The sequence below is a fragment of the Erwinia sp. 1181_3 genome, assembly GCF_052824965.1.
Genome location: NZ_VTDE01000004.1, coordinates 26,180 through 51,646 on the forward strand (window position 1 = coordinate 26,180; position 25,467 = coordinate 51,646).

Consider the following 25,467-nt stretch of genomic DNA (forward strand, 5'->3'; position numbering starts at 1 on the left):
GTCAACGGCACAGGTGTTGCTGACATCATTCGCAACCGGGCTAAGGCCAGCTTGAGCACGCCGGAACGGAAAAACCCACATCCCTACGTGCCTCGGCTCGCGCCATCCCTGGCGCGTGACGTCCGGCTTACCTCAAGCTGACCTCATCCCCGCCGACAGGGTGCTCGCGGTGAATTTTAAAACCACGAATGCGATCTCCTGTGGGGATGACATTTTTTCCCGTTGGGTTCTTTAAACACATACACAAATGCTACGCTTGCCGGGCAATAGCCACTCGAAGACTAAGGAATAGTGTAATGACAATAAGGAAAATGCTGCTTCCCATGCTTATCGCTTCACTTCTGACCGGATGCGGACTGCTGGGGGATTACACTCCTTTGCCTGAAATCGGGCAGGTTTCCCGGACGCCTTCGGGCTTCTGTTTTCAGATTAAAAATCCCGGTGACTATTATGTTCATTATCTTTCTATCAGAGACAGAAATGCGCCTGAGAGGTCGGGATTCAATAGAGAATTTCCTGCATTGAAGATCGCTGACAATCAACTGTGTATTCCTCAGGCTTACTATCAGTTCCCGGCCGATGGCGAGATAAACGTTGATATCGCTTTACGTTCACCGACTAAAAAAAGGGCATATCGTCGCGATATTGTTTCTGAATTCAGTATGGAAAAAGGCGTGCCAACGCCCTTTTCCCCAAAGGAATATTCATTGCGAACTGATGATTATATGCGGGAAATAGAATAGCTGGGCTCAACGATCAGCCACTAAAATTTACGCGCTGTGTGACTCTGTGCTGATGAGAACGGTCTGATAGCGTACACCGGGCATCATTTTTTCCAGGCCGTCTGTCAGCATCTTGCCAGCCGCATTCAGCTCCCCCAGCGGCATTTGTGGCAAGCTTTCAAGGATGAACCACATCCTGTTGTCTGCAACACTCAGCCGGGTACGGATGCCCTGTCGCCAGTTCCACCGGCGGCAGGTCACGCCGATATCATCGCGCCAGACGACTTCTCCCTCGTCCGGTGACTCGCTTCCCGGCTGACCGTCCTTCATGGTGTCAAAGATTTCGGTTCCGTCTGCCACAGCCAGCCGTGGCATTCCTGCGTAAGCCGCAAAGTTTTCACCGCCCACTGGCACGGCATACCGGATGCTGACGGCGTTGTACAGATCAACGACCGGATCAAGAGGAACCATCGAGCCATCCTTTATGACTCGTTTTCTCAGTGCTTCAGCTGAACAGGGCGTGCGTTTGGGTTTTGCCCCGAAGGAACGGAATACGTCAGACCAGGCGTTAAGGTGCGCCTCTGCCCAGGCAGGCTGGCCGGCCAGAACAGCTTCGCAGGCGTCCCGCAGTGCGATTTCACCCACACGTTCATCAGCCACGGGGGCCGCCTCTACGCTGATACTGAGCGCACGGAATCCCGGTGCGATAAGGTCAATTTCTGGACTGATTGACGGTAACACGTCTGACATACGATAATCCTGTAATGACTGATTTATTACATGATAATGACCAATGACCATTAAAGTCAATATAACGACCGATGTCGATGCAGCCAGGGTAAACGAGGCCGTATCTGCGCACATAAAGCTATACCGCAGCCAGAAAAAAATGTCGCTTGATGAGCTTTCCCGCCGTTCAGGCGTCAGTAAGGGAATGCTGGTTGAGATAGAAGGATGCAGGGCCAACCCCAGTATTGCACTGCTCTGCCGCCTTGCTTCTTCTATGAACGTCTCGGTGGCCGATTTTGTCAACGTGGCCGGCAAGCCCGCGGTTCATATTATCGATGCGGGGAAAATTCCCGTGCTCTGGAAAGGAGAGAAAGGCGGCAGCGCCCGTCTGCTGGCGGGCACCAGTGGGCCGGACATGGTAGAGCTGTGGCAGTGGATGCTTTACCCTGGGGAAATCTTCGAATCTCAGGGCCATCCTGAAGGCACCAGTGAACTGCTCCATGTGTCAGAAGGCGCGCTGACGCTCGTCGTCAGCGATACTGCCTACGTGATTAACAAGGGGAGTGCCGCCGTAGCGAGAACGGATGCGCCGCATACCTATAAGAACGACTGTGCAGAAGTGACGGTGTTTACCATGACGGTGAATGAGAAAGGTCGCTGAAACGGTGTGCCATCACATTCCCTGACATGCCTGTCCCTGTGTCATCAGCAATGATTCTGCCTGCAACCAGTGCTCAAAATCGTGCAATGCAGATTCATTGACTGCGGTTTCAACCGATTTGACTAAACAAAATGTCTTTCTCAGTTGTTCTGATTGCGGCCAGGGCGCAACAAGCGACCCGCTGTTAAGCTCTTTTTCGATGTAGATGCGAGGCACCATGGCGACCCCTTGTCCTGCTAATACAGCCGCTATCGCCATTTCATGAAGGTCATAGCGGACACCCTGAGCCGGGTTATCAAGGACGATCCCGCTTTGCCCGGCATAATGAGGCCACGCTTCCGGATTCTGCCGTCGGTGAATCCGGGGCAGAGTATTCAACTGACTAAAGATATCCTCGTCTGTTAACAGGTCGGGATGGCACGCCGGCACCAGTTTCTCCTCAAAGAGAACGTTCATACGCATGCCTGCCCATGCCGGATGCTCAAAATGAATGGCTGCGTCAAAGCCACTCCCGGTGAGAATGAAGGGATCGGTTCTGGCCGCGATATTCAAGGTGATGTCCGGGTATAAAGACTGGAAGCCACTGAGGCGGGGGATAAGCCAGCGACTGCAAAACGTCGGCAGGACGGCAATTTCCAGCGTTCTGCTGCCTTCGGGCATTCCCATAACGTACTGAGTATCGCGTTCGAGCCGTTCCAGTATTTGCCGCACGTGATGGGCATAGCGAGCCCCCACTGGATTGAGCTTTACCCGGGTTCCCGTACGGTCAAACAGTCTGCAATCGAGCAGAGACTCCAGGCGGGCAATCTGACGGCTGATGGCGCCTTCCGTTAATGACAATTCCTCTGCGGCCCGCGCAAAATTACCGTGCCTGGCGGCGGCCTCAAATGCCTGAAGTGAAGCACTGCTGGGAATTTTTCTGCGCATGAATATGACCTTCTCCAAAAAGGGTGATGAACTGTCAGTGATATAATGTCACTAATGGTTGAGTAAATATCGATTTATTACCGAACTGGCGGCTTGTAGGATGAGTAAAAGTCACTAAGCAGGCTAATGAGCACCTGTTATTTATTCATGCCGAGGTCACTATGAGCAATCCGTCATTACCAGGCCGTCAGATTGGGGATTTTTGGGTGACAGCCCTCAGCGATGGCACGATGTCAGCGAGCCTGGAGTTACTGTCAGGTATTGAGACCGCAGAAGCGGCGGCTATTCAGCATAACGCCCGGATCGCTGAACCCGGCAATATCCATATCAACGGGTACCTTATTCAGGGCACGGGGCGGACCCTCCTGGTCGATGCTGGTGCGGGAGGTCTGAACAACGTCGGCGGGCAGCTTAAAGAGACGCTTGCTACTGCTGGCGTCAGCCCCGATGACGTGGATACCGTATTACTGACGCACGGTCATCCTGACCATATTGGGGGTCTGTTGGATGCTGAAGGGCAACCGGTATTTAATCAGGCAGAACTTCATCTCCATCCGCTTGAAGCGAGATACTGGCAGGATGATGAAAAACGAAAAATGGCGAATGAACGTGGGCAGCGCAATTTTGATCTGGCCCGCCGAACGTTAGACGCCTATGCCCGTAAAGTGCGCCTGATTGGTAAGGGCGAGGTGGCTGAGGGCATTCTTCCGGAATGGTTGCCGGGTCACACGCCAGGGCATACGGGTTTTCGCATCACTTCAGGCGATGAATGCTTATTGATTTGGGGAGACATCGTCCATTTCCCCCATATCCAGTCAGCACGCCCCGACGTTTCAATTGTCTTTGACTGTGACCCCCTTCAGGCCAGAGAAACACGGGAAAAAATCATGGCTCAGGCGGTAAGAGAAAATCTGCTTATCGCCGGAATGCACTTAGACAGTACGGGATTTGCCAGGGTGTTTAAGGCGGGTGAGGGATACCGTATTGCCTGACCGGAAAATGAATGGGGGGTCACTCTCATCGTGTCTCCCCTCTATTCATGCCAGCAGCGACTGCCAAAATTAAGGCGACAGTCGCTAAGCCACAGGCCAGCCAGAGTGTATCTGTCAGGGCCAACCTGTCGACGATCTGGCCCCCGCTCCACGACCCCAGCGCAATTCCTGTATTGAAAACCCCGACATAAAGCGCAGCGGCGATCTCCACGGCACGGGGTGCGGCTTTCATCATCCAGGTCATTAGTCCCACCGAAAGCCCACCGTAAGCCAGCCCCCAGAAGATGAGGACACTGCTACCCCCTGTGACCGATTGCCCGGCGACAATGAACAGTAACGGCGTTAACACCAGCCCTGTCGCAATCGCAGTCAGGGTGAATGCCGTATAGCGCGCTGCGGTGATACCTGCCAGAAAATTACCGCCAATACCGGCGATACCGTAGGCCAACAAGATGGCACCTATCCACTGGGTATCAAATCCTGACACTGAGATCAGTAGTGGGCGTACAAAGGTAAAGGCCACGAAATGGCTTGTTACGAGTAATAACGTCAGGAACAGACCGGTTTGTATTTTGCGGTTGCCAAGCAGGGCGATGAAATGGCTAAGGTTAGCCGAACCCGTAACGGGCAACGACGGAATGACCGCAAGATGGAATGCCAGCACCAGTGCGCTGAAAATGGCCATGATGCCAAATGCCCAGCGCCAGCCGATGATATCGCCAATAAATGCCCCCAGGGGCACGCCCAATACTGATGCAGCAGCAACACCGCCGAAGATAATGGAGGTGGCCAGGCCAATCGCCTTCTCCGGGACCAGACGCGAGGCAAGCCCGCCGGCGATTGCCCATATTCCCCCCATGCAGAAGCCAACCAGCATCCGGGCTGCGAGCATGACGATCAGGTCAGGGGCCAGCGCGGAGGCAAGGTTTGCCACAACCAGCAATGCCAGCAGGCCACACAGTATCCATCGGCGATCTATTCCACCCGATGCGATGACGACGAATGGCGCGAACAGAGCGGCCAGCAGTGCTGGCAGGGAAATCATCAGACCTGCGCTTCCTGTCGTAATGCTGAGTGTGCCGGCGATGGACGTCAGCAAGCCCACCGGCAGCATTTCTGTTGTGACAACAGAGAACGTCGCCAGACCGACCGCGATAACTGCCGTCCAGGTGTGGCGAACAGAGTCCATGGAAGAAAATATATTCATCATTCAGATCCTAAAGAATGCACCGAACTCAGGCGCGATTATCCTGCTTGTGCAGGGTTAAATGACTTAACAGTGCCATGAGCAGTACCAGGACTCCGGCACCTAAGGCGACGTAGAATCCAGCGGGTGACCCATTGCTATCAACCACCTGACCCGCGAGGGCGGCGCCCAGTGCAACGCCCACATTCAGCCCGGCCAGCAGCCAGGTCATGCCTTCTGTTAACTGACTTTCAGAAACCTGACGTTCAACGAGCGACATGGCCACGATCAGGGTTGGGGCGAAAAAGAGGCCCGCCACCAGGACGGCGGCCGCCAGCGCGGTAAGATGGGTGACCAGTATCAGAGGGACAGTGGTTGTGGCAGTGGCCAGCCCGCCCAGCCACAACAGCCGATGGAGTGGGGTTTTCAGCTTGAGTGAGCCATACAGCAATCCGGATACACACGAACCCACGGCATAGGCTGATAACACCAGGCTGGCCGCCGCCGGGTGCCCCAGCGCTTCGGCCCAGGCGACACTCACGATATCAATCGTGCCGACGATAACGCCCATCGCTACCATCAGCAGCGCCAATAGCCGCACGCTGGTTATCCGGATGACCGAACCTGAGCCAGTCTTGCTGCAGGAGACGGCCATGACCGGAGGTTCCGTTCCGCGCTGTATCACCAGTGCAAACACGCCTGAAAACAGCAAAAGTGCCGTGAGCAGCAGACCCGCCTGGGGAAACAGCGCGATGGAAAGGCCAATCGAGAGGGGCGGGCCAACAATAAACGTCAGCTCATCGAGCACCGTTTCAAGCGAATAGGCAGTCTGCAAACGCGGCTGGCCCCGGTAAAGTGCCGTCCAGCGTGCCCGTACCATGGCCGACATGCTGGGCATAAACCCCGCCAGAAATGCACCAAAAAACAGAGCCCAGCTGGCAACACTCCAAAAGGAACAGACGATGAGGATAACAAAACCCGTGACACTGATCGCCGTAGCCGCAGGCAAAACGCGGTGCTGCCCATAGCGATCCACATATCGGGAGATCTGCGGTGACAGCAGGGCGTAGGTCAGAACAAAGGTCGCGGAAATGGCTCCCGCCAGCGCATAGCCTCCGTATTGCTGCGAAAATAGCGTGATAATTCCGATGCCGGCCATCGGCAACGGGATGCGCGCTAACAGGCCTGCAACGGCAAAATGTGCCGTGCCAGGTGCAGTAAAAAGGTCTCGATACAGATTAGCCATCATCATCTCCGGTAGCATTTGCTTGCCACAACGAGGTGACACAGCGACAATACATACAACGCGTATGAATCCAATCCTATATTCATACGGAGTGTTTGTAAATAATCATTCATGTCGTATGTAAGGGAGAAAATTATGGTTCGCCGCACCCGTGCCGAGATGGAAGAGACCAGAGCCACATTGTTAGCCACTGCCCGTAAGGTCTTTTGTGAATATGGCTACGCTGATACCTCAATGGATGATCTGACTGCGCAGGCAGGGTTGACCCGTGGCGCGCTTTATCATCACTTTGGTGACAAGAAAGGATTGCTGGTGGCAGTGGTGGAGCAGATTGATGACGAGATGGATCAGCGTCTGCACGCGATTTCCACTCATGCAAATGATCCGTGGGAGGGCTTTTGCAATCGCTGTCGGGCTTACCTTGAGATGGCGCTGGAACCTGAATTTCAGCGTATTGTGCTGCGAGATGCTAAAGCGGTGCTGGGCGGTTCTTCACCTGAATCGCAGCGTCATTGCGTGGAATCCATGCGCGGCCTGATTCGCAATCTGATTCAGCAAGGTGTCGTAGACGACGTCGATCCTGAGGGACTGGCTTCGCTGATTTACGGTAGCCTGGCAGAAGCGGCATTCTGGATTGCCGAGGGTGATGAGAGCAATACGCGGCTGACACAAGGCATTACCGCGCTGAACCTGCTACTTCGTGGATTGCGACGGGCGGGCTGAGAGCATGCTGGTATTAGCGGGTAGGGGGAGGCTACAGGAAAACTTTCCGTATTGGGCGACGTACCGTCATTCACATCTACTCGCTAACGGCCTCGGGTGTTCCTTGATGGAAAACCAGTGTCCATTGCCCGCGATGAGAGCATTCCCAGCAAGAAGAACGCAACGCGGGGCGACTGCCATCAGCATTAATCGTTCTGTAGTGTAATATCGCGGCATCATCGCTTACTCGGATAAGCCGGAAGTCGCTGCTGAAAATAGTAAGTGCACAGACTTCTCCCACAAGAGATTCGATTGTCTGCGCACGATCAATCAACATACCTGATCGTGTGATTTCAGTGAATTCGTGATGAAGTATCTGTTCAAGCCATTCCCGGTCATTCCGTTTAGGCCCTTGAAGAGAGCATTCGAGCGCTTTCAGCTTTTCCAGGAGCATGGCATTCATCCTCATTAAATGGTGACGGTCACTTTAATGACCATGATAGTTCTGCGTCAGGATTTCCGCTCCTGGCACTAAGCAAGCATGGCGCACAGGGTTCAGGAATATCGCTGTAGCGCCACTGTAGGGCATCGAGAAAATCAGGAACTTTTCTTAATACCACCTTTACCATTTTTGCTTAGCTGGCGAAACGATAAGATCATTGACGATGACGTTCTGGGGCGGGACGAATACCCGCCATCAATGTTTATCAATGATTCGCTTCTGGCCAGTCGGTGTAGCCCTTCGCGCCACCGCCGTAATAGGCTTCTTTCGGCGCGATGGTCAGTTCGGCACCATAACGCAGGCGCTTCACCAGGTCCGGGTTGGAAATAAACAGGCGGCCGAAGGCGACGGCATCAATGATCCCGGCATGACGACGACTGATGGCCATCTCCAGGTCATAGTTGTTGTTACCGATGAACGGGCCGTCGAACTGGGCGCTCAGCGCATCCATATCCACATCAGCAGGAACTTCACGCGAGGTTGCCGTTGCCCCCTCAACAAAGTGCAGATACGCCAGATTAAAGCGATTCAGCTGTTGGATCAGATAGCCATACATCGCCATCACGTTACTGTCTGGCGGCGTGTTACCCGCATCAGGGGTCACCGGTGACAGGCGGATGCCAACGCGTTCATTGCCCCAGATGTTGACGATAGCTTTCGTCACTTCCAGCGTCAGACGGGCACGGTTTTCAATTGAGCCGCCCCAGGCATCGGTACGGTGGTTAGTGGAATCGCGCAGGAACTGATCGAGCAGGTAACTATTGGCAGAGTGCACTTCAACACCGTCAAACCCGGCGCGCAGGGCGTTTTCTGCCGCATGCTTGTACTGCTCGATAATGCCGGGAATTTCGTCTGTTTCGAGCGCGCGCGGCGTGGAAACCGGAACAAAGCCGTTAACGGTGTAGGTCTGGCCTTCAGCTTTGATGGCCGAAGGGGCCACCGGACGTTCCCCATCAGGCTGTAGCTCAACGCTGGAGAAACGGCCCACGTGCCAGAGCTGGCAGACAATTTTTCCGCCTTCAGCATGAACGGCATCGGTGACTTTCTTCCAGCCTGCAACCTGTTCTTCACTCCAGATCCCAGGCGTAGCCGCATAGCCACGGCCCTGAGCGGAGATGTTAGTCGCTTCTGAAATAATCAGGCCAGCGCTGGCACGCTGCGCGTAGTAAGTTGCATGCAGTTCGTCAGGAACACCTTCCTCGCCATAACGGCTGCGGGTTACCGGCGCCATGACAATACGATTCGACAGCTGAAGTTTCCCCATGGCAACGGGTGAAAATAAATCGGTACGGGTGGTGTTATCAGTCATAGATACTCCAAATAGTTGACCAGTCGTCTAGTTAATTGGTGAAAAAAAATGCGGCTATCTGAGCAGCCGCTTTGTCGCATTCATTGCTTTGTCGAATGACGTATCCGGGTCGTGAATTTTTGCCATTAGTGAAGCACCCAGCCAGAGCTGGTAGAGCTCTTCAGCGAGATCTTCTGCATCATCATCACCAGATAATGAGCCATCCTGCTGGCCCTGAAGAATGCATGCCGAAATTCTCGCCACGATGTCGAGGGTTCCTGTCGCCAGTACACTTCGCATGCTGTCATATTGGTCGCACACTTCCGCGCCAAGCTTAACGACAAGGCACTTACTTTCCGGCAAGTCGGCACCCTGTGTCGTTTTCCAGAAGGAAAAATAACGCAGCAGCCGCTCGCGCGCGGGTTGGGCACCGCGCAGTTGTTCATCCACCTGAATAAGGTAGTTGCTGAAATAGTGCTCTAACAACGCCTGAGCAAACTCTTCCTTGGACTGGAAGTAGTAATAAAACGATCCTTTAGGGATCCCGGCGGCTTTGACAATTTCAGCCAGGCCGACGGCGCTGTAGCCTTTGTGAGTGATCAGCGTTCTGGCCACATCGATGATGTGCTGACGCACGTTAGTCGCGTGTTTTTTCATAGTCCGGTTACTGTAAATTAAAAACTGACCAGTCGTCTAGTTTTGTGTGTAACATTTTGTGCGATCATCATTTGTTCGCTGGCAGCAGCCCGGTAGCATACTGTCCGGTTGTTTTGAGGCTCCGCAGCGTCGCGCCGTCTTTAGCTTCAATCGACATCCCTTCCAGCAAGGTGTTGAGAACGGTTGCCAGCGCGGCGGTATTGGTGTCTGCCGGCAGCTGCTTTTCCCGTACGGCCCTGGTGAGTCGCTTCTCGAAGAGATCTTTGCCTTCCTGCCTGAGCACGCTGACCGCCTTAACAACATCGGCGGACTCCTGCGAAACATTGATGGCCGCAAGCACCACCATGCAACCACACGGCGCGGAGGGTGACAGCAGAATATCGGCCGATTCACTGAAGAAATTATCAATGGCCTGGTGAATATTCTCTACCTCTTCAAGCCGTTCCCAGGTCGCTTTCCAGTAAACCTTTTCGTAATAGCTCACGGCTTCCATAAACAGTTTCGCTTTGTTACCGAAGGCGGAGTAGAGGCTGGGCGGATTGATCTCCATCGCTTCGCATAGCTCGGCGACCGATGCTGGCTCAAATCCTTTTCGCCAGAAGATATCCAGTGCGCGGAGCAGGGCTTTATCACGATCAAAACTTCTCGGTCTGCCCCTGGGCTTTTCGCTGGCTGTGTTGACACCTGGCGTTTTCATTTCTGGGTTCTCAATCTATCGCTTGACACTTTACATAGTGATCACTATACAATAATAACATTACTTAGTGAGCACTACAAAAATAGGGCCAGCACGTGAACGTCACCGTGCTGGGTCTGGTGCTCCTTTATCTGCTGCAGCGATGCATCAGGCAAAAGACGGGTATCTGAACGGATACCCGGTTTATCACTACGGAGAAAGAAAATGAGCGAAATAACTTACGTGCAGGATTACAACGCCATTGTGGCTGTACTTAATCAGTACAACGAAGGCGGTAAACAGGCTAAGAGCGAGATCATGAAGCCCGCTTTTAGTGAACAGGCCACCATTTTTGGCACTGACGGCGACGGTAACCTCACCGGCGGCCCCATCCAGGGGTTGTTCGACGTTATTGACCGCGATTTCCGTCCTTCTCCTGAGGCGAAGGCCGCTATCGTACGCGTGGATATCGTCGGAACCGCAGCCAGCGCACGCATTGATACCGATGACATTTCAGGCTTTCGCTTCACCGACTTTTTCAATCTTCTGAAGGTGAACGGCAGCTGGACCGTGGTCAGCAAGATTTACCACACCCACGTCGCACCCTGATATCCATTTGGTCAGCTCACTGATGCAGCCCGCAAGCAATATCTGCGGGCTGGTAAAAGAGGAAATGAAGATGAGTAAAAATATCAAAGCAGTGCCCACCGCAGATTATAAGGCCGTCACTGAAACTGCAGGCAAATATGTTGAAGGGCTGCGGGTCGGTAACGCTGAAACGGTGGCTGAAGCCTTCCATAAAGACGCCGTGATGTATGGTTTTACCAACGGCAGGCTGCTGGGCGGCCCGGTAGAAAATCTGTACGATTTTGTCCGCCAGAACGGCAGCGCGCCGGATATCGTGACCCGGCTCGATGTACTTGCTATCACGCCGACCACCGCCGTTGTGCGGGTCGATATGGAACAGGATGCCATTGGGGCGGATTACAACGACTATCTGACCCTGATCAAGATTGATGGACGCTGGCAGGTGATCGCCAAAGTCTATCATCAGTTTGAAGGCTAATATCTCATGAGCGGCCCATCATCTCATTATGCTGATTGACTTTGATGCACCTGACCAGGATGACCCGTTGTGGCATGTGGACGCCGTTATCTGTGCGCTCGGTACCACCATCAAACAATCGGGCAGCCGCGAGGCATTTCGCCAGGTCGATTATGACTACCCGCTGATGTTTTCCAGGCTTGCCAGAACGCACGGCGCGACCGTGTTTGCACTGACGTCCGCAACCGGTGCCGATCCGTCCTCCCGTTTTTTCTATAACCGGGTAAAAGGCGGGCTCGAGGAGGCGCTGGTGCACGAGCAGTTTACTTCTCTTACTCTCGTCCGGCCCGGTGTTATTGGTGGTGCAAGAAAGGATGTTCGCCCGATTGAAATGACGGGTAAACGCTGAATTTATTGATAAGGAAACAGTGATGTCAGTTGTAAAATTTAACGCCATTGTAAAGGCAGATACTCACCGCGTATGGCAAACGCTCAGCCAGTTCGGCCGCATCAGTGAATGGCATCCGGCCATTCGCAGCAGTGAGATTGAAGAAAACCAGCCAGACGGCCTTCCGGGCTGTAAGCGCCGTCTGGTGCTGGACAATGGCGCTGTACTGCGTGAACAGCTGCTTATGCTTGATGAAGGCAGCCAGGCTTTTTCATACAGGTTTATTGAGTCACCGCTGGCAGTGGACAATTATGTCGCTTCGGTGAGCCTGATTCCGCTGACGGGAAAAGAGGAAACGGTCATTGTGTGGCAGGCCAGTTTTGAAGCCCGCTCGCGCGATGAAACGCAAAAGATGGAAGACGTCGTTATGCATCTCATCATGTCAGGGCATAACAGCCTGGCCGATTATCTACAGCAACAGTGAATCCTGAGGAGACCGTCTGAAAATGAACGATTACATCCAGCCTGTTGAACTGGCAAAGGCATATCGTCTGATTAATCATGGCCCGACAACGCTGGTTTCGGCGCAGCATGACGGAACGGAAAACGTCATGGCTGCGTCATGGGTTTGTGCGCTGGATTATGGGCCAGCGCGATTGACCGTTGTCCTTGATAAGGCGACCTTCACCCGCGCGCTGATTGAGCAGAGCGGGCACTTTATGATTCAGGTACCGATCGCATCACAGGCTCCGCTGGTACATCATCTGGGCTCACAATCCTTCTTCAGCGATAAGGACAAACTGGCCCGTTCAGGCGCGACGCTTTTTCACCTTCCTGACGTAGATGCACCACTGGTTTCTGGATGTGCCGCCTGGCTTTACTGCGAGCTTATCCCCGAAGAGCATAACCAGCAGGCCTATGATTTGTTTATTGGCGAGATCAAGGCAGCGTGGGCTGACACGCGCATTTTCAGGGACGGACACTGGCAGTTTGAACACGCGTCTTCAGACTGGCGAAGCCTGCACTATATTGCCGGCGGACATTTCTACACCACCGGCGAGGTGCTTGAGGTGTCGGATGTCCCTTCAGACACGCCGGGTGCTCCGCAGGGCTGAAAATGCATGTGATGTCCGTCACAACTTACCTCTCTTCTGGCCACGCGGTTCATGCCTGGCCAAAGAATACGTTTTTTCAAATGCGCTTTACGTCATCTTCCATTTACTGATTTGGGTGTGTGTAAAAAATCTTGCTGACCACAGTCCATTTGCCTTCGACCTTTAGCAGATGGAAGAAGTCGGTGAACGAGATGCCAGACATGTCGTTGGCGTCGATACGGGCGCTAGCCGCCGAACCAACGATCTCGATGCGGGTGATCGCGGCCTGGGCGTCTAGAGAGGGTCTGAAATCCTTGTCGATCCCATTGAACAGGCCTTGAATCGGCCCACCTACCAACTTGCCATCGTCGCCAACGCTGAACATAGTCGCATTCTTGCTGAATGCTGGCTTCATGATGCTGCTCTTGGCCTGCTTGCAGCCCTCTATGTATTTGTTTAGCACTTCGGTTATGGCCTTATATTCTTGTACATATGCAGGCCCGCTCAGGGTTTGATCACTGATAACGTGTTGGTCGCGCAGTAGTTGTTGTTCTGCTTGAGCTGTCGCGCTTAAGCCCGTAACCATTGCGACGAAAAATAACGATTTAAGAATGGTTGTTTTCAATTGGTTGCTCCTAACGAAGGGTGGCACATACTGATTAATAGTCAGTTGTAAAAAAGCATCAGACATCCCAATAACCTTTCTGCCGCTCTAGTCTCGTAATGAATTGAGTGGTCTATTTACAGTTATGAATGCCGCAGCATTGCCTGGGCCGACGGGTTCCTGGGATTTAAAATTACTTGCTGAGGTTATTCTTGAGTTCCTGAGATGCCTGCGCGATTGCAGTGCGGGGCGCCGGAAGGTGGCTGAACGCATTCGACAAACCAAAATCATGAATCATGCCGTTGTAGCGCACTGTTTTCACTTGCACACCCGCGGCGTCGAGCTTACGACCGTAAGCTTCGGCTTCGTCACGCAGTACATCAAATTCGGCAGTCTGGATCAGCGTAGGAGGCAAGCCCTCCAATTGCCCGGCCGTCGCCTGCAGCGGCGAAGCGTAAATCTGCTTGCGTGCCCTGGCGTCGGTTGTGTAATTGTCCCAGAACCAGACCATCAAGTCCTTCGTCAGGAAGTATCCGTTGGCAAACTTCTTATACGACGGCGTATCGAAATTTGCATCCGTCACCGGACACAGTAAAACTTGCGCACGCAGTGCAGGTGAACCCTTCTCGTTCGCCATCAAGGCAACCGCGGCGGCCAGGTTGCCGCCAGCGCTATTGCCAGCCACTGCGAGTCGACTGCCGTCTACGTTAATCTCCCTGCCATGCTGGGCCACCCATTGTGTCGCGGCATAGGCTTGCTCAATGGCGACGCCGTATCCCATCTCAGGCGACAGGCTGTAGTTGACGAAAACAGCCACAGTACCAGAGCCTTCCACCAGGTCACGTACTAGCCGTTCATGGGTCGGGAAGTCCCCCAGCACCCAGCCACCGCCGTGAAAGTACATGAACGCGGGAAGGGTCTTCTGTTGGCTGCCTGTAGGGCGCACGATGGTCAGTTTTAGATCGCTGTCATTGAAACGAATCGTCTTCTCGCTGACATCAGCAGCAGGCAAGGCCACGTTGGGGGCGGTCTGGGCAGCCAACAGCGCACTACGGGCTTCGGTCGGTGTCATGTTGTCGAGCGTCTGACCGCCTTCAAGGGATTTCAAGAATTTTGCTACGTTATGTTCTACGCCGGGCCGATCTACTGCAGAAGCGATTCCAGGCGACAAAGCCACGATGGAAAGGGCGAAAGCAGAGGTGACAGTTTTCATGATGTTGCCTTGGTATGTGTAATTAAAGAACGACTTGTTTGATTACTTTGGTGCGCCTTCAGTCAGGCGATCGAAGACAGCGACTTCATTGCGATATACAGGATTCACAGTTACAGCGCCGCTCGACTGCAAAAACACGACAGACAGGACTGGAAGCGTCATCTGCCGTGAGCATTCAAGGTGCAACGTGGGTGTGGAATATTTTGCTGACAACGGTCCACTCGCCATCGACTTTCAGCAGATGGAAGAAGTCGGTGAACGAGATGCCAGACATGTCGTTGGCGTCGATACGGGCGCTAGCCGCCGAACCAACGATCTCGATGCGGGTGATCGCGGCCTGGGCGTCTGGAGAGGGGGTAAAACCGTTGTCGATTCCATCAAACAGGATTGGAATCGCGCCGCCAGCGAGCTGACCATCGTCATCGACGCTGAACATCGTGGCTTGCTTACTGAATGCTGGCTTCATAATGCTGCTTTTGGCCTGTTTGCAGCCCTCAATGTACTGGTTCAGCACCTCGTTGATGGCTTGGTATTCGTGCACGTAAGTCGGCTTGTTCATGTCATTACTCCTGGTTGTTAATTCGAGTCGCAGCAATATCAGTGCCATTTTGCAAATGACGCACCTGGGCTTCGAAGGCTTTCCACTTAACGCTCTACAGTGCTCTCTAGTTCAGCTGCTGGCTGACGTGGCTGAGAACGTTGCCAGCCTGAACCATAACGCGTGTACTGCGCCGGAACCGGAAGTTCGACATTCAGATTATCCGCAGCTGTACGTGCCCAGAACGGATCTTTGAGCATATCGCGACCCACCAGAATGATATCGGCGCGACCGTTCTGCAAAATCTCTTCACCCTGACGACCTGTTTCGATCAGACCGACTGCACCGGTTTTGATATCCAACTCGCGGCGCAGCAACTCAGCAGCCGGTACCTGATAACCGGGATAGGTAGTTACCGGCACCATGGCGATCCCACCGCTTGAGCAGTCGAGTAAATCAATACCTTGCTCTTTCATCCATTTCCCATATATCAGGAAGTCTTCTGGACGGTTACCACCTTCCACATAATCAGTCGTGGAAATACGCAGGAACAGCGGGCCTTTCCACTCACTGCGTACCGCATCGATAACTTCACGCATAATGCGGTAGCGGTTTTCGTGGCTTCCTCCGTACTCGTCGGTACGGTTGTTAGCCAGCGGAGACAGGAACTGATTCAGCAAATAACCATGCGCACCGTGAATCTCGATAACGTCGAAACCGGCTTCACGTGCACGACGCGTACTCTGGCGGAAAGCTTCTACAACCTCTTTGATCTGCTCAATGCTCATGGACTGCGGTACGCGGGACTGCGGCGTGAAAGGAATCGATGAAGGCGCGATTGACGGCAGGTCAATACCCAGTTGACGACCAGCATGACCGATTTGCGCGCCGGCTTTCCCACCAAAACGATGAATAGCGTCGGTTACGCGAGACAGCCCTTCAACGTGGCTGTCGTCCCAAATACCAATGTCGCCCGGGCCAATCGGGCCATTTGGCAATACGGAGGCGGTTTCCAGCATGATCAATCCCACGCCGCCCAAGGCCCGCGAGCCGTAATGAATAACGTGGAAATCGTTAACATGGCCGTCCTCAGAAGCAGAGTGCATGCACATCGGGGACATGGCTATACGGTTACGGAATTCAACGCCATTAATGGTAATGGGCTCAAAAAGTAAAGCTGACATTTCTTCTCCAGAAAGTGTTTTATATTTGACCCGCTCAAAGTACCATGCGGTCATCTTTAGTAAATACGCTAAAAAAAAGCACCTACTTACCAAAAGGTAACCGTGAAAATTATGACAAAATTACGTAATTATAACTGCGCACCGGGATGTTCGATGGAAGCGGCTCTTCACATCATGGGGGGAAAGTGGAAAGGGGTGATCCTCTATCATCTCTTTAAGGACGGTACACAGCGTTTCAGTGAGCTTCAGCGATCTATGACCACTATCAATCAGCGGCTACTGACGAAGCAGTTACGCGAGCTTGAGGAGGATGGTCTGATCCTGCGAAAGGTTTATCCTGTTGTTCCGCCTAAAGTAGAGTATTCGTTGAGTGAGGAAGGTCGTGAGCTCAACAAGATCGTCATGGATTTAAGTATCTGGGGCAGAAAGTGGCTCGAGAGACGCGGTCTTAAAACCGCAGTGCAAGAAGATATGGATGAGCTAAAAGTTATTCTGGGCGAATAATAACTGTTTCATAATCATTAAATATTTTCATCAACAGAACCCTTGGTATTTCCTTTGCAGAGATTCTGAAACTAGTGCTCAGGCGCGAGGCAATCACAGCGGATGTAAGTTTGTTACCGTTATAGGCGATGGTCATCTGCTTGCCGATGTTCTGTCGGGTCAGGGTTGATAATTTCTTCCCACATTCATCGGTGAATTTCATGATTATATTCTCATTATCCACTTCATCCGTCTCAACATATTGAATGGACTCTACACATCCAGAGTCGAAGGAAGTATTTTCCCCTGAGACCGAAAAATCAAAATCTCCTTTTGCTGCAACCGATGTCAATGGGATGAGTGCTACGATTAACAACGCCCCAGATTTGATATACATTCTCATCTCCTTGTTTTGGTAAGGATTATACATGAATCCTTATGAAACACAGCCTGTCTGCTTCCCATAAATTAGCCTATCGCAATGTAAGCAACATCCGCTCCTGGCACGGTGAACGGTCTCGGAAACATTAAGGTCCGCTGTGAGCGAGAAGCAAAGGTTCTGGTTGCTACTTAGAGTAGGATAAGATGTCGAGGTTAGCCGTGGTGATATCTGAAGAAGGGCTATTGAAGGGCGTTAAACATTTGCCGTCTGGCCGCTATCGCAGGCCGCAAGATCATGCTTTGGCACAGAGCAGTGCCAACTGAGCACCCAATACGCCAAGGATAGGTTGAAATATAACATCTCCAAAGCGCCTTGACGGGCAATACAGTAGAGCGTCAATGACCAACAAAAATCTATGGATATAAACTTTCTTGGCTTTATGCCAGCGTTACTCCCTGTTGCACTGTCCCCCGGAGCAAGCTTCACTCTTGTTATGAGTGGTGCTCTGGCAGGTGGTCAAAGAGGATTGTTCAGGACTCTTGTCGGAACGGCTTTGGGCATTTACACCCATGCAGTTCTAATAGGCCTTGGGATAACCGCTGTGCTCATCTCGTCTCCAGAAACTTTTGCTGTGTTGAACGTTTTTGGTACCGCCTATCTGCTTTGGTTAGGGGTGATGCTCATTCGCAACGGCATAAGGGCAAATCCAGGAGGGTTTGCTGATGCAAAGCATTCTGTGACGTTAAGAGAGGCCTGGATAGCCAATGTTTTGAATCCTAAAGCCATTATTTTCTATCTGACTGTCGTTTCGCAGTTCGCAGGGATACAGGGAGGCGTTTGCAACTATCTGACACTGGCGTCAGTACATGTCGTGGTTATGTGCATTTGGCTTTACGCCGTCAGTCAAACACTGATCTTTTCAGTTAAAAAAGCCAACCCAACAATGCTCAAAAAATACGTCAACATTGCCGGCGGAATGTTGCTTATTGTTTTTTCTCTGCACAGCCTGATCCCGTAATTCATCACTTATAGCGACAACGGCCGCTCCTGTCACCTGGATGCCGAGGGTAAGGCTTGAAGGGCAGCGGAGAGCGAGGAGCGGAAGTTATGCCTGAGCGCTAACGGTTCACTCTTCATATCAGTCAGCGCGATCAGAAAAACTACGCGTGGGCGATTGCCCGGCCTGATATCTACACTACAGTCAAAAGTAAACATAACAAGCGTTCATAATGCCCGGCCACGAGTCCTTTGAGAGTACAAGTTCTGCTTTTAGCAGAAAACAGCGGAGGTGAATGAGATGGTTGATGAAAACATGCGAATTACGGACAGTCATGAGCTTGAGAAACTTTACGGTGCGGTCGCAAAATCTTCTTTAACGAAGGTGACAGACCATATTCATCCTGCCTACCGACCCTTTATCTACCGCTCATTCTGAACTCGATAGCTCTGCCATCATCAAACTGCATGAGTGCAATCGCACCGGGACTGTTAAATAATGAACTGGTCATGATATATCACTCAATTTCTGATGCATGTAATCAATGAGCGCTCGTGTTTTAGCGGGCAAGTAACGTCGATCTGAATAAAGTGCAAACAATTGCAATGGGGCTGCCGATTGTTCACACGCAATCTCAATTAACCGTCCATCGTTAATGTAGGGCTGGCAGGCTTGTTTCGATAGAATGGCAAAACCGACACCTGATACCGCCGCTCGTCCTGCCATCTCTCCACTGTTTACCCGATAATGCGCTTTAACCTTGATTGTCTCGAATCCCCCCTTTTTATTGACAAACTGCCAGGGTGCACCCTTCAGTGCACTTACTGTTGTAATACAGGGTAATTCTTCAAATTGCTGGATCTGGGTAGGGGTGCCATAACGCTGAATGACGGAGGGGGCTGCGACAATGGTGCAAGGGATAGTCACCAGATGACGGGCTATGTAGTCACTGTCATCCATCTGACCACGGGTAATAATGATCGCTAAATCCAGATCATCTCGCAGGGATTCGAAACCTGACAAATTTGTGACGCAGCTGATCTCCAGGTCCGGATACTGGCAGGCAAAATCGGCAATAACAGAACCCAGTAATGCAGGACCGACTTCATTGGGGATACAGAGACGTAGTGGACCCTTGAATTGCATCTGCCTCAAGGTTAATTCTGTCTCAGTTTGCTCCAGGGCCTCCAGTAATGGTTTTGCCCGGATATAGAGTAAGTGCCCCGCCTGGGTGAGTTTCATATGTCGGGTACTGCGTTCAATGAGCTGAAGATTCAGTTTTTCTTCTAACTGAGAAATACAACGACTCACATTTGATGTCGGCATTTCAAGGACTTTCGCTGCCCCAACAAAACTTTCTCTTTCAACCACAGCAATGAACACTTTCAGGGTATTAAAATCAAGAGCTGAACGCATTAACTATCCCACATATGATAACAATCAATGCCATTTTTACCATCTAATGAACAACAATGATAGCAGTTAAACTCGGATATCTTTCAACTACAGGTTGCTTGCTATGCCACTGGTCACACAGATGTTTAATCATAAAGCCCTTATGCGGATAGCCTTTGTAATGGCTTTTATCCAGTTCACGAATGCGCTGGAATATATGATGTTCAATCCTGTTTTTGCTTTTATGGCGGCAGATTTCGCCGTTCCCGTATCATTCTCCGGCTATGTATCCGGTATGTACACATCGGGTGCTGTCATTTCGGGAGTAATCGCCTTTTACTGGATTGATCGTTTCAATAAGAAACATTTTTTAATCGCCAATATGGCACTCTTAGGCCTACTGACGCTTTTTGCGACATTTACCTCCAGTTTTAGTCTTCTGCTTACGCTACGATTCTGTGCAGGATTGGTTGGCGGTACGACAATGGGGGTGGGTATCAGTATCTTGATAAATAACGCGCCGACTAACGTGCGCGGGAAAATGTTGGCGACGGTAATTGCGTCATTTTCGATGGTAAGCATTGTAGGAATGCCCACTATATTATTCTTGTGTACGCATTATGGTTGGCATGTCGCTTTGTGGTTAATAAGCATTCTGTGTTTGTTGGCGTTGCCATTGATTGTATCCATCATCCCCCACGAACCCGTCTCTTTAGACAGGCTCCACGCGCAACCTATCGATGTGGATACTTTGCTGTTCGCCTCCAGTAATGCGCTTGTGCAGTTTAGTCCAATGCTGGTTATTCCTGTTATGGTGCCCTTACTGACACAGCAGTTGGGCGCTTCGCAAGACCTTTTGCCCTGGTTGTTCTTCGGCGGGGGGGTTACAGGTTACTTGTCCACAAAAATGACAGGCGTGTTAACCTTGCGTTTTTCTGCTTTGATTCTGGCAACAGGGTCAACGATAGTCTTTATATTGAGTCTGTTATTACCATTCATGGGCTATCAGCATGCGGCGTTGTTTATTACTTTATTTCTCGGTGCATCATACAGCCGTCTGGTTTCATCTTCGGCAGTGTCTATTCAGTATCCTGATGACAGGCAACGCGCTGGATTTTCTTCATTACAAACATCGATAATGTATCTGATTACCACCGTCGCATTTTTCCTGTCTGCTTTTCTATTACCCGATTACGGCATGGCACCCCAAAATCTGAATACGTTGTTGGCGGTATGTGCAATTTCCGCATCAGGGTTCCCAATCATCGTGATCATTCTGCAAAAGAAACTGGCTAAACGTAATATCCGGCCAGATCATCTCATCACTGATTAGCATAACTTCCGCTCCTGGCACTGAGCTGCCCGTGATGACAAAGGGCAGCGTTGAGCGAAAAATGGACAGTAAAAGTGCCTTGTAAACATCCGGTAACTATTTATTTTTATCTGGAGGAAAAACGACGCTACTAGCCTATTTCTTTAACGGTCCTTGTACCTCGAACCTGATTTATGCCATGCGTATCAATTCCAGTAAATCAGATAAGTCAATGCGGCAGCTGAACAGAAAGCATAGGGGCTTAAAAGCAAAACATCCGAATAAGGCGTTTCAAATATCCGGGTAACTGGCCATGCCAGTACAACCAGCCACATGAAGAGGGTAGAGAACACGATAAAAAAGCTCCCCTTTAAGGAAGCATCAGGATAAAATCGCTTTGCAATCATGGCTAATGGCATGCCGATTATTAATGAACCTATCGTGGTCCCAATAATACTTGTCATGACGATGAACAAATAAGTTAAAATGAGACCCGATGCGGATGTGCTGCTATTTCCCCAGGAAAGATAGATTAAAACCAGCAATGAACCCACTATACTACTAAATATTGCTGATATCGTAGATTCCCTAACCCAGTTGTCGTCAATAATTTTCGGCATAATTTTCTCTACGTCTGAGTGGCTATATTTCATGCGGCGTACCCGCTTGAATTTTTCGGCGCGAGGTTTGATCAAAAAACAGGCTTCAGGCACGACATCCTCTGCATAGTCGAAGGATATTAAGGCGGCCGTCAGTTTTTTTGTGGGCAGGCCAGTGAGCGTCTCGCATCGTTAAGGCTGAATCGCCTTACCCTGCTCATCAAGCAGATCCGTCAGGAGTGCCGTACCATCACTCCCCACCCGGAATGCTCCGTAACGTGCCTGCGCAAAACGCTCGCCATGGCCTTCCTGAAAGAACCAGGCATTGGTGCCGACGGTCAGCGAGCCGTCATGCTGATGGTATTTCACCCGAAGCTGATTCGGCTGCAAAGGCTCACCCTGATCAAAGCGGGCCTGAGTCGCATGACGCTGAGCATCAAGGTCAACAATCAGGGTTCCGCTGGTCGGCAGGCATGGCGCTGACAGGGTCGCACCGCAGGACTCAGCCTGTTGATATAACGTCAGCTCCAGAGGGCGGGTAAGGGCATAATTGAGCGCCATGTAATCACCCTGCATCAGGGAGCGCGGGTCAACCGGGGCAAGGGGTAAAATCATGATCACGCCTTGCTTCAGCAACTGCTCTTTTTGCCAGATGCTGACATTGACGGCCACCAGCGCCAGCGCTACCAGAGCGCCAACCAGCCATCGGCTCTGTTTATGCATTCTCACTTGCACCTCCGATCTGTGCGGGTAATACTTTTTTGACTCCCCACGCCAGCCCCAGTAAAACCAGACCGCTGACCAGCAGCAGCAGGGATTTCTGCAGCAGAATGACCTCCAGGAAGTAATACCAGCCAATAACATACAGCACCATGAAACCGCCACTTACCACCAGTAACCCCAGACTTCCCTGATAACGCGCCATCAGAATTAACCACAGTCCCAGCCCAATACCCGGTGCATAGAGGGCGGCAGCCCCGCAGATAAGCGCAGCGGGCAGTGTGATGATCGAAAATAGCAGCCGGCTGCTTTTTTTCTGAAAGAGCGCACTCAACACTAAACCTGCCGCGATCCCTGTGCCTGTTGCAGACTGAAGCGTGGAAAATTGCAATTCTTCCCAGAAGAAATCCGTGAGATAGGCCGCGTTTATCCCGAGGAAACTCAGCAATATCAGCCCCCCCGGGATGCCATACAGCAGCGGATGTAACGCCTCAGCATACGTTCCTGCCTGTAACCTCAACTGATGACTGACAGTCCACAGCCACAAAAATACGACCGCCGCCACCAGTACGGACACAGCAAGGTGTCCCCCCGTCGGGGACAGGTAAAGCCGGGCCAGAGAATGGCCCGCCAGCACCAGAAAAAAGGTCAGGGCAGTGATGGCCATAAACCGATAAGTGCGGTTGGGCATAGCCACCGCCATCGCGGCCAGGATCGGCAATGCAGTGAGTGAACTCAGCATAATAAAGCTGACATCATTGCTCTGAATTTGCAGCAGAACGCCGGATATCAGCCCGCACGTTGCCGCAATCGCCCATGCCAGTCCGAGGTGATGATGACCGTCACGCTGACTGCTTAACAGGACATGCGCAATGGCGGCGAGCAGCAGCGAAGGAATAATAAGGGTGGCAGCATTCGGGTCTTCGAGCAGATCAGCGACATAGAGCATCAGTATCATCAGTAACAGAATGATGACCGCTGCGACCCAGCCTCCGACGCTTAGCGCCAGCCTCAGATACCAGGGCAGGTCGGACGCGTGACCGTGTTGCTGAATTTCTTCAACCTGCGAGGCGCTCAGCAAACCCTGCTGACGCAACGTGTCTGTCAGTAAGGTCAGCCTGGCCGGAACCCGATCGATCGGCCCTTTATCAACCAGTTTGCGTTGCCACTTCAGCAGGATCGAACCATTTACCCCCATCCAGAATGCCATCAGGGCGCCGGTCAAAAACAGATCACCCGTATCGTAGGCTGAAAGAAATAACTGCATGATTAGCGCACAGCCAACAACGGTCAGGCTGGCGATGCCCAGCGTCAGTATGCAGAGATCCTGATAGCGGTAACGGTACAGGTAATAACCTGCCAGCAGGGCGATCACCCAGCCGCCCGTGATATAAGGAAGGGGAATATCGCCGCCCCAGTCAGAGAGGTTCCCGGCCACGATGCCGGTCAGCAGCAGCAGTAAAAATCCCGCCATGACTCGCGAGAACCAGCGGCTTGCCAGCCAGCTCTCGGGGTGATGCGTTATCGCCCGCCAGGCCAGCGCTTCCCTGACAATCAGGCAGGCTGCCAGCACCGCCAGATACCCGTGGAGCATAACCGACGGGAGCCTGGTGAAACTGTCAGACACGGCGAGATCCAGCAGTGACGTCGGCAGCGTGTTGTAATAGAGCTGGAACGCCAGGTTAGCGACCAGCCAGCTGCAAAACCACAGGCTGTTTTGCCGGGCAATCAGCGCCAGCGGCAGAAGAACGCATAACCAGGCCCGGAATAGCTCCCAGCTGTCAGCACCGGTCTGATAAATCTGTCCATACAGTGCAAACAGGGCACCGAAGCTTAACCCTGTCGCCAGCAATGCGCTGCGTGCCAGCGTGCTGTACCAGCGCCACCAGACCACCGCCGCCAGCGCGACGATCAACAGCTCGGCCAGGGCAAATTTCGCCATTTTCGGCAGCCAGGCCCAGTTCCAGGCAACAAAGAACACCGCTCCGGCAACCAGCGACAATAATCCCAGACAGGAAAGAACCGGAATAAGAAACTGACGCCACTGAGCATCTGACGGTCTGATTCCACAAAAAGCATAGATACGCTGGCAGGTCTCCGGGGTCAGGCTTCCTCCTCTCACCAGGCGTGCGATCTGGCGGCAAAGATACTCTGCCGTGCGTGACGGCATGCCGGTGATGCCAACGGGTGCAAGCTCCCTCATACTTTCCCTGCCTCTGTTTACGGTATGAATTTGATGAGTGTGTCATTAAACCGCTGTGGTGCTCAATGGGTTCTGTTCAGGCAGGCTTTAGCACCACCACCGCATATCGGCATATCTCATCAGTCTCATTTTTGAAAACACAATCAGCCGGATCGCCTACCTCCAGACAATCACCCGTGGACATTTTAAACGTATGCGCACCTTCTTCAAACGTCAGCCTGCCTTCGAGCACCCATATGAGCTGATGACGGGAAAGGTAGGCAATGGCCGGCATGGGCACCGCAGTATGGGCCGGAAGATCGATGCTGACCAGGTCGACAGGAATATGACCCGGTGATACGTGGCGGCGAATACACAAAAAGCTGGGCTTCGCCGAAGCAGGGCAGGTCTCTGAAGTCGGGAGCAAATTTGGCAGATGGCTGGACCTGACCTTTTTGCAATTGCGTCTGGATGCGCGCGAAGCCCCCTGAAAGACATGCGTCAGAAAAAGCCCTGGCGAAGCGAGTCGTCGTGGGCTTTTGGCGAGATAATCCACAAATTTAGAGACCCAGCTCCGACAGGCCCGGATGGTCATCCGGGCGACGTCCGAGAGGCCAGTGGAACTTGCGTTCACTTTCCTTAATCGGCATGTCATTGATACAGGCGAAACGGCGGAGCATCAGACCATCTGCTTCAAATTCCCAGTTTTCATTCCCGTACGAACGGAACCAGTTACCTGAATCATCACGCCATTCATAAGCGTACCGGACAGCGATTCGGTTGCTATCAAATGCCCACAACTCTTTAATGAGACGATACTCAAGTTCTTTATTCCACTTACGAGTGAGGAATGCTTTGGCTTGTTCACGATTATTTGCAAACTCGGTTCGATTACGCCATTGGGTTTCCAGTGAGTACGCCAGCGATACTTTTTCGGCATCGCGACTGTTCCAGCCATCTTCGGCGAGCCGAACTTTCTCCGTCGCGGATTCGCGAGTGAACGGAGGAAGTGGCGGGCGAGTGTGTGAATCGGACATGATAAA

General features: G+C 52.2%; 30 protein-coding genes and 3 pseudogenes. 14 read left to right on the forward strand and 19 right to left on the reverse strand.

Annotated features, from left to right (window positions below):
- The first annotated feature begins 296 nt into the window (after positions 1-296).
- Positions 297-743 (forward strand): putative T6SS immunity periplasmic lipoprotein, encoded by a 447-nt coding sequence (locus tag FY046_RS12020; RefSeq protein ID WP_200641938.1) that lies wholly within the window; start codon positions 297-299, stop codon positions 741-743.
- Positions 744-770: 27 nt separating this feature from the next.
- Here the strand turns inward: FY046_RS12020 and FY046_RS12025 are convergent, their stop codons facing one another.
- Positions 771-1,472, reverse strand: a complete 702-nt coding sequence (locus FY046_RS12025) for a B3/B4 domain-containing protein (RefSeq protein ID WP_446186074.1) — start codon at positions 1,470-1,472, stop codon at positions 771-773.
- A 43-nt stretch (positions 1,473-1,515) separates the two neighbouring features.
- Here FY046_RS12025 and FY046_RS12030 point away from each other — a divergent pair, with 43 nt between their 5' ends.
- On the forward strand, positions 1,516-2,112 hold the full coding sequence (locus FY046_RS12030; protein ID WP_421506048.1) for a helix-turn-helix domain-containing protein: 597 nt from the start codon (positions 1,516-1,518) through the stop codon (positions 2,110-2,112).
- A gap of 12 nt (positions 2,113-2,124) precedes the next feature.
- On the opposite strand, the gene FY046_RS12035 is transcribed toward FY046_RS12030, so the two are convergent.
- Entirely contained in the window at positions 2,125-3,039 is a 915-nt protein-coding gene (locus tag FY046_RS12035; RefSeq protein WP_446186075.1) for a LysR substrate-binding domain-containing protein, read from the reverse strand.
- 161 nt (positions 3,040-3,200) lie between these two features.
- Here FY046_RS12035 and FY046_RS12040 point away from each other — a divergent pair, with 161 nt between their 5' ends.
- The gene (locus tag FY046_RS12040; RefSeq protein ID WP_446186076.1) at positions 3,201-4,031 is read left to right on the forward strand and encodes an MBL fold metallo-hydrolase; all 831 of its coding nucleotides are present in this window, start codon (positions 3,201-3,203) and stop codon (positions 4,029-4,031) included.
- Positions 4,032-4,056: 25 nt separating this feature from the next.
- Here FY046_RS12040 and FY046_RS12045 read toward each other — a convergent pair whose 3' ends face one another.
- Positions 4,057-5,238: an MFS transporter gene (locus FY046_RS12045; RefSeq protein WP_446186196.1), complete on the reverse strand. Its 1,182-nt coding sequence runs from the start codon at positions 5,236-5,238 to the stop codon at positions 4,057-4,059.
- Between the two features lie 28 nt (positions 5,239-5,266).
- The gene (locus tag FY046_RS12050) at positions 5,267-6,463 is read right to left on the reverse strand and encodes an MFS transporter (RefSeq protein ID WP_446186077.1); all 1,197 of its coding nucleotides are present in this window, start codon (positions 6,461-6,463) and stop codon (positions 5,267-5,269) included.
- 135 nt (positions 6,464-6,598) lie between these two features.
- Here FY046_RS12050 and FY046_RS12055 point away from each other — a divergent pair, with 135 nt between their 5' ends.
- Complete coding sequence (locus FY046_RS12055) at positions 6,599-7,186, forward strand: TetR/AcrR family transcriptional regulator (protein ID WP_421506044.1); 588 nt, start codon at positions 6,599-6,601, stop codon at positions 7,184-7,186.
- 76 nt (positions 7,187-7,262) lie between these two features.
- Here the strand turns inward: FY046_RS12055 and FY046_RS12060 are convergent, their stop codons facing one another.
- From FY046_RS12060 to FY046_RS12075, 4 genes are all read right to left on the reverse strand, one after another.
- On the reverse strand, positions 7,263-7,634 hold the full coding sequence (locus FY046_RS12060; RefSeq protein WP_446186078.1) for a nuclear transport factor 2 family protein: 372 nt from the start codon (positions 7,632-7,634) through the stop codon (positions 7,263-7,265).
- Between the two features lie 238 nt (positions 7,635-7,872).
- Positions 7,873-8,976, reverse strand: a complete 1,104-nt coding sequence (locus FY046_RS12065) for an alkene reductase (protein WP_446186079.1) — start codon at positions 8,974-8,976, stop codon at positions 7,873-7,875.
- A gap of 54 nt (positions 8,977-9,030) precedes the next feature.
- Entirely contained in the window at positions 9,031-9,612 is a 582-nt protein-coding gene (locus tag FY046_RS12070; protein WP_200641946.1) for a TetR/AcrR family transcriptional regulator, read from the reverse strand.
- A gap of 67 nt (positions 9,613-9,679) precedes the next feature.
- Entirely contained in the window at positions 9,680-10,309 is a 630-nt protein-coding gene (locus FY046_RS12075; protein WP_446186080.1) for a TetR/AcrR family transcriptional regulator, read from the reverse strand.
- Positions 10,310-10,513: 204 nt separating this feature from the next.
- On the opposite strand from FY046_RS12075, the gene FY046_RS12080 reads away from it, so the two are divergent.
- The 5 genes from FY046_RS12080 (at position 10,514) to FY046_RS12100 (ending at position 12,836) form a co-directional block, all read left to right on the forward strand.
- Positions 10,514-10,897, forward strand: coding sequence for a nuclear transport factor 2 family protein (locus tag FY046_RS12080; RefSeq protein WP_133842020.1), 384 nt, complete (start codon positions 10,514-10,516; stop codon positions 10,895-10,897).
- 70 nt (positions 10,898-10,967) lie between these two features.
- Positions 10,968-11,354: a nuclear transport factor 2 family protein gene (locus FY046_RS12085; protein ID WP_133842021.1), complete on the forward strand. Its 387-nt coding sequence runs from the start codon at positions 10,968-10,970 to the stop codon at positions 11,352-11,354.
- Between the two features lie 28 nt (positions 11,355-11,382).
- The gene (locus tag FY046_RS12090) at positions 11,383-11,742 is read left to right on the forward strand and encodes a hypothetical protein (protein ID WP_446186081.1); all 360 of its coding nucleotides are present in this window, start codon (positions 11,383-11,385) and stop codon (positions 11,740-11,742) included.
- Positions 11,743-11,764: 22 nt separating this feature from the next.
- Positions 11,765-12,205: an SRPBCC family protein gene (locus FY046_RS12095; RefSeq protein ID WP_133842023.1), complete on the forward strand. Its 441-nt coding sequence runs from the start codon at positions 11,765-11,767 to the stop codon at positions 12,203-12,205.
- A gap of 22 nt (positions 12,206-12,227) precedes the next feature.
- Positions 12,228-12,836 carry a flavin reductase family protein gene (locus FY046_RS12100; protein WP_159336634.1) on the forward strand — a complete coding sequence of 203 codons (609 nt, stop codon included), beginning with the start codon at positions 12,228-12,230 and terminating at the stop codon, positions 12,834-12,836.
- A 103-nt stretch (positions 12,837-12,939) separates the two neighbouring features.
- On the opposite strand, the gene FY046_RS12105 is transcribed toward FY046_RS12100, so the two are convergent.
- From FY046_RS12105 to namA, 4 genes are all read right to left on the reverse strand, one after another.
- Positions 12,940-13,506: a nuclear transport factor 2 family protein gene (locus FY046_RS12105; RefSeq protein ID WP_446186082.1), complete on the reverse strand. Its 567-nt coding sequence runs from the start codon at positions 13,504-13,506 to the stop codon at positions 12,940-12,942.
- Positions 13,507-13,612: 106 nt separating this feature from the next.
- Positions 13,613-14,632 (reverse strand): alpha/beta hydrolase, encoded by a 1,020-nt coding sequence (locus FY046_RS12110; protein ID WP_159336635.1) that lies wholly within the window; start codon positions 14,630-14,632, stop codon positions 13,613-13,615.
- 175 nt (positions 14,633-14,807) lie between these two features.
- A complete protein-coding gene (locus FY046_RS12115; RefSeq protein ID WP_159336636.1) occupies positions 14,808-15,191 on the reverse strand; it encodes a nuclear transport factor 2 family protein in 384 nt (127 codons plus the stop codon).
- Between the two features lie 86 nt (positions 15,192-15,277).
- Entirely contained in the window at positions 15,278-16,354 is a 1,077-nt protein-coding gene (gene namA / locus FY046_RS12120; RefSeq protein ID WP_159336637.1) for an NADPH dehydrogenase NamA, read from the reverse strand.
- Between the two features lie 111 nt (positions 16,355-16,465).
- On the opposite strand from namA, the gene FY046_RS12125 reads away from it, so the two are divergent.
- The gene (locus tag FY046_RS12125) at positions 16,466-16,858 is read left to right on the forward strand and encodes a winged helix-turn-helix transcriptional regulator (RefSeq protein ID WP_159336638.1); all 393 of its coding nucleotides are present in this window, start codon (positions 16,466-16,468) and stop codon (positions 16,856-16,858) included.
- Here the strand turns inward: FY046_RS12125 and FY046_RS12130 are convergent.
- The gene (locus tag FY046_RS12130) at positions 16,842-17,234 is read right to left on the reverse strand and encodes a SecDF P1 head subdomain-containing protein (RefSeq protein WP_167864920.1); all 393 of its coding nucleotides are present in this window, start codon (positions 17,232-17,234) and stop codon (positions 16,842-16,844) included. The two genes, FY046_RS12125 and FY046_RS12130, sit on opposite strands and share 17 nt — an antisense overlap.
- A gap of 400 nt (positions 17,235-17,634) precedes the next feature.
- Between FY046_RS12130 and FY046_RS12135 the strand changes: the two genes are divergently transcribed.
- Together FY046_RS12135 and FY046_RS12140 are read left to right on the forward strand one after the other, a co-directional pair.
- Positions 17,635-18,237, forward strand: a complete 603-nt coding sequence (locus FY046_RS12135) for a LysE family translocator (protein WP_446186083.1) — start codon at positions 17,635-17,637, stop codon at positions 18,235-18,237.
- 279 nt (positions 18,238-18,516) lie between these two features.
- Positions 18,517-18,648 (forward strand): annotated as a pseudogene (locus tag FY046_RS12140) (pyridoxamine 5'-phosphate oxidase family protein); the annotation flags it as partial.
- Positions 18,649-18,723: 75 nt separating this feature from the next.
- Here FY046_RS12140 and FY046_RS12145 read toward each other — a convergent pair.
- Positions 18,724-19,632, reverse strand: a complete 909-nt coding sequence (locus tag FY046_RS12145) for a LysR family transcriptional regulator (RefSeq protein WP_133842027.1) — start codon at positions 19,630-19,632, stop codon at positions 18,724-18,726.
- A gap of 103 nt (positions 19,633-19,735) precedes the next feature.
- On the opposite strand from FY046_RS12145, the gene FY046_RS12150 reads away from it, so the two are divergent.
- A complete protein-coding gene (locus tag FY046_RS12150; protein WP_167864921.1) occupies positions 19,736-20,944 on the forward strand; it encodes an MFS transporter in 1,209 nt (402 codons plus the stop codon).
- A gap of 185 nt (positions 20,945-21,129) precedes the next feature.
- Here FY046_RS12150 and FY046_RS12155 read toward each other — a convergent pair whose 3' ends face one another.
- The 4 genes and pseudogenes from FY046_RS12155 to FY046_RS12170 all read right to left on the reverse strand — a co-directional run.
- Entirely contained in the window at positions 21,130-21,636 is a 507-nt protein-coding gene (locus FY046_RS12155) for a hypothetical protein (RefSeq protein WP_446186084.1), read from the reverse strand.
- A gap of 78 nt (positions 21,637-21,714) precedes the next feature.
- Positions 21,715-22,245, reverse strand: a complete 531-nt coding sequence (locus FY046_RS12160) for a GDYXXLXY domain-containing protein (protein ID WP_159336642.1) — start codon at positions 22,243-22,245, stop codon at positions 21,715-21,717.
- A complete protein-coding gene (locus FY046_RS12165) occupies positions 22,238-24,445 on the reverse strand; it encodes a DUF4401 domain-containing protein (RefSeq protein WP_446186085.1) in 2,208 nt (735 codons plus the stop codon). The genes FY046_RS12160 and FY046_RS12165 overlap by 8 nt, the downstream gene beginning before the upstream one ends.
- A gap of 76 nt (positions 24,446-24,521) precedes the next feature.
- Positions 24,522-24,797 (reverse strand): annotated as a pseudogene (locus FY046_RS12170) (LacI family transcriptional regulator); the annotation flags it as partial.
- Between FY046_RS12170 and FY046_RS12175 the strand changes: the two are divergent.
- Positions 24,796-24,915, forward strand: a pseudogene (locus FY046_RS12175) (N-acetyltransferase family protein); the annotation flags it as partial. The pseudogenes FY046_RS12170 and FY046_RS12175 sit on opposite strands and share 2 nt — an antisense overlap.
- A 69-nt stretch (positions 24,916-24,984) precedes the next feature.
- On the opposite strand, the gene FY046_RS12180 reads toward FY046_RS12175, so the two are convergent.
- On the reverse strand, positions 24,985-25,461 hold the full coding sequence (locus FY046_RS12180; RefSeq protein ID WP_446186086.1) for a nuclear transport factor 2 family protein: 477 nt from the start codon (positions 25,459-25,461) through the stop codon (positions 24,985-24,987).
- Positions 25,462-25,467 lie beyond the last annotated feature (6 nt).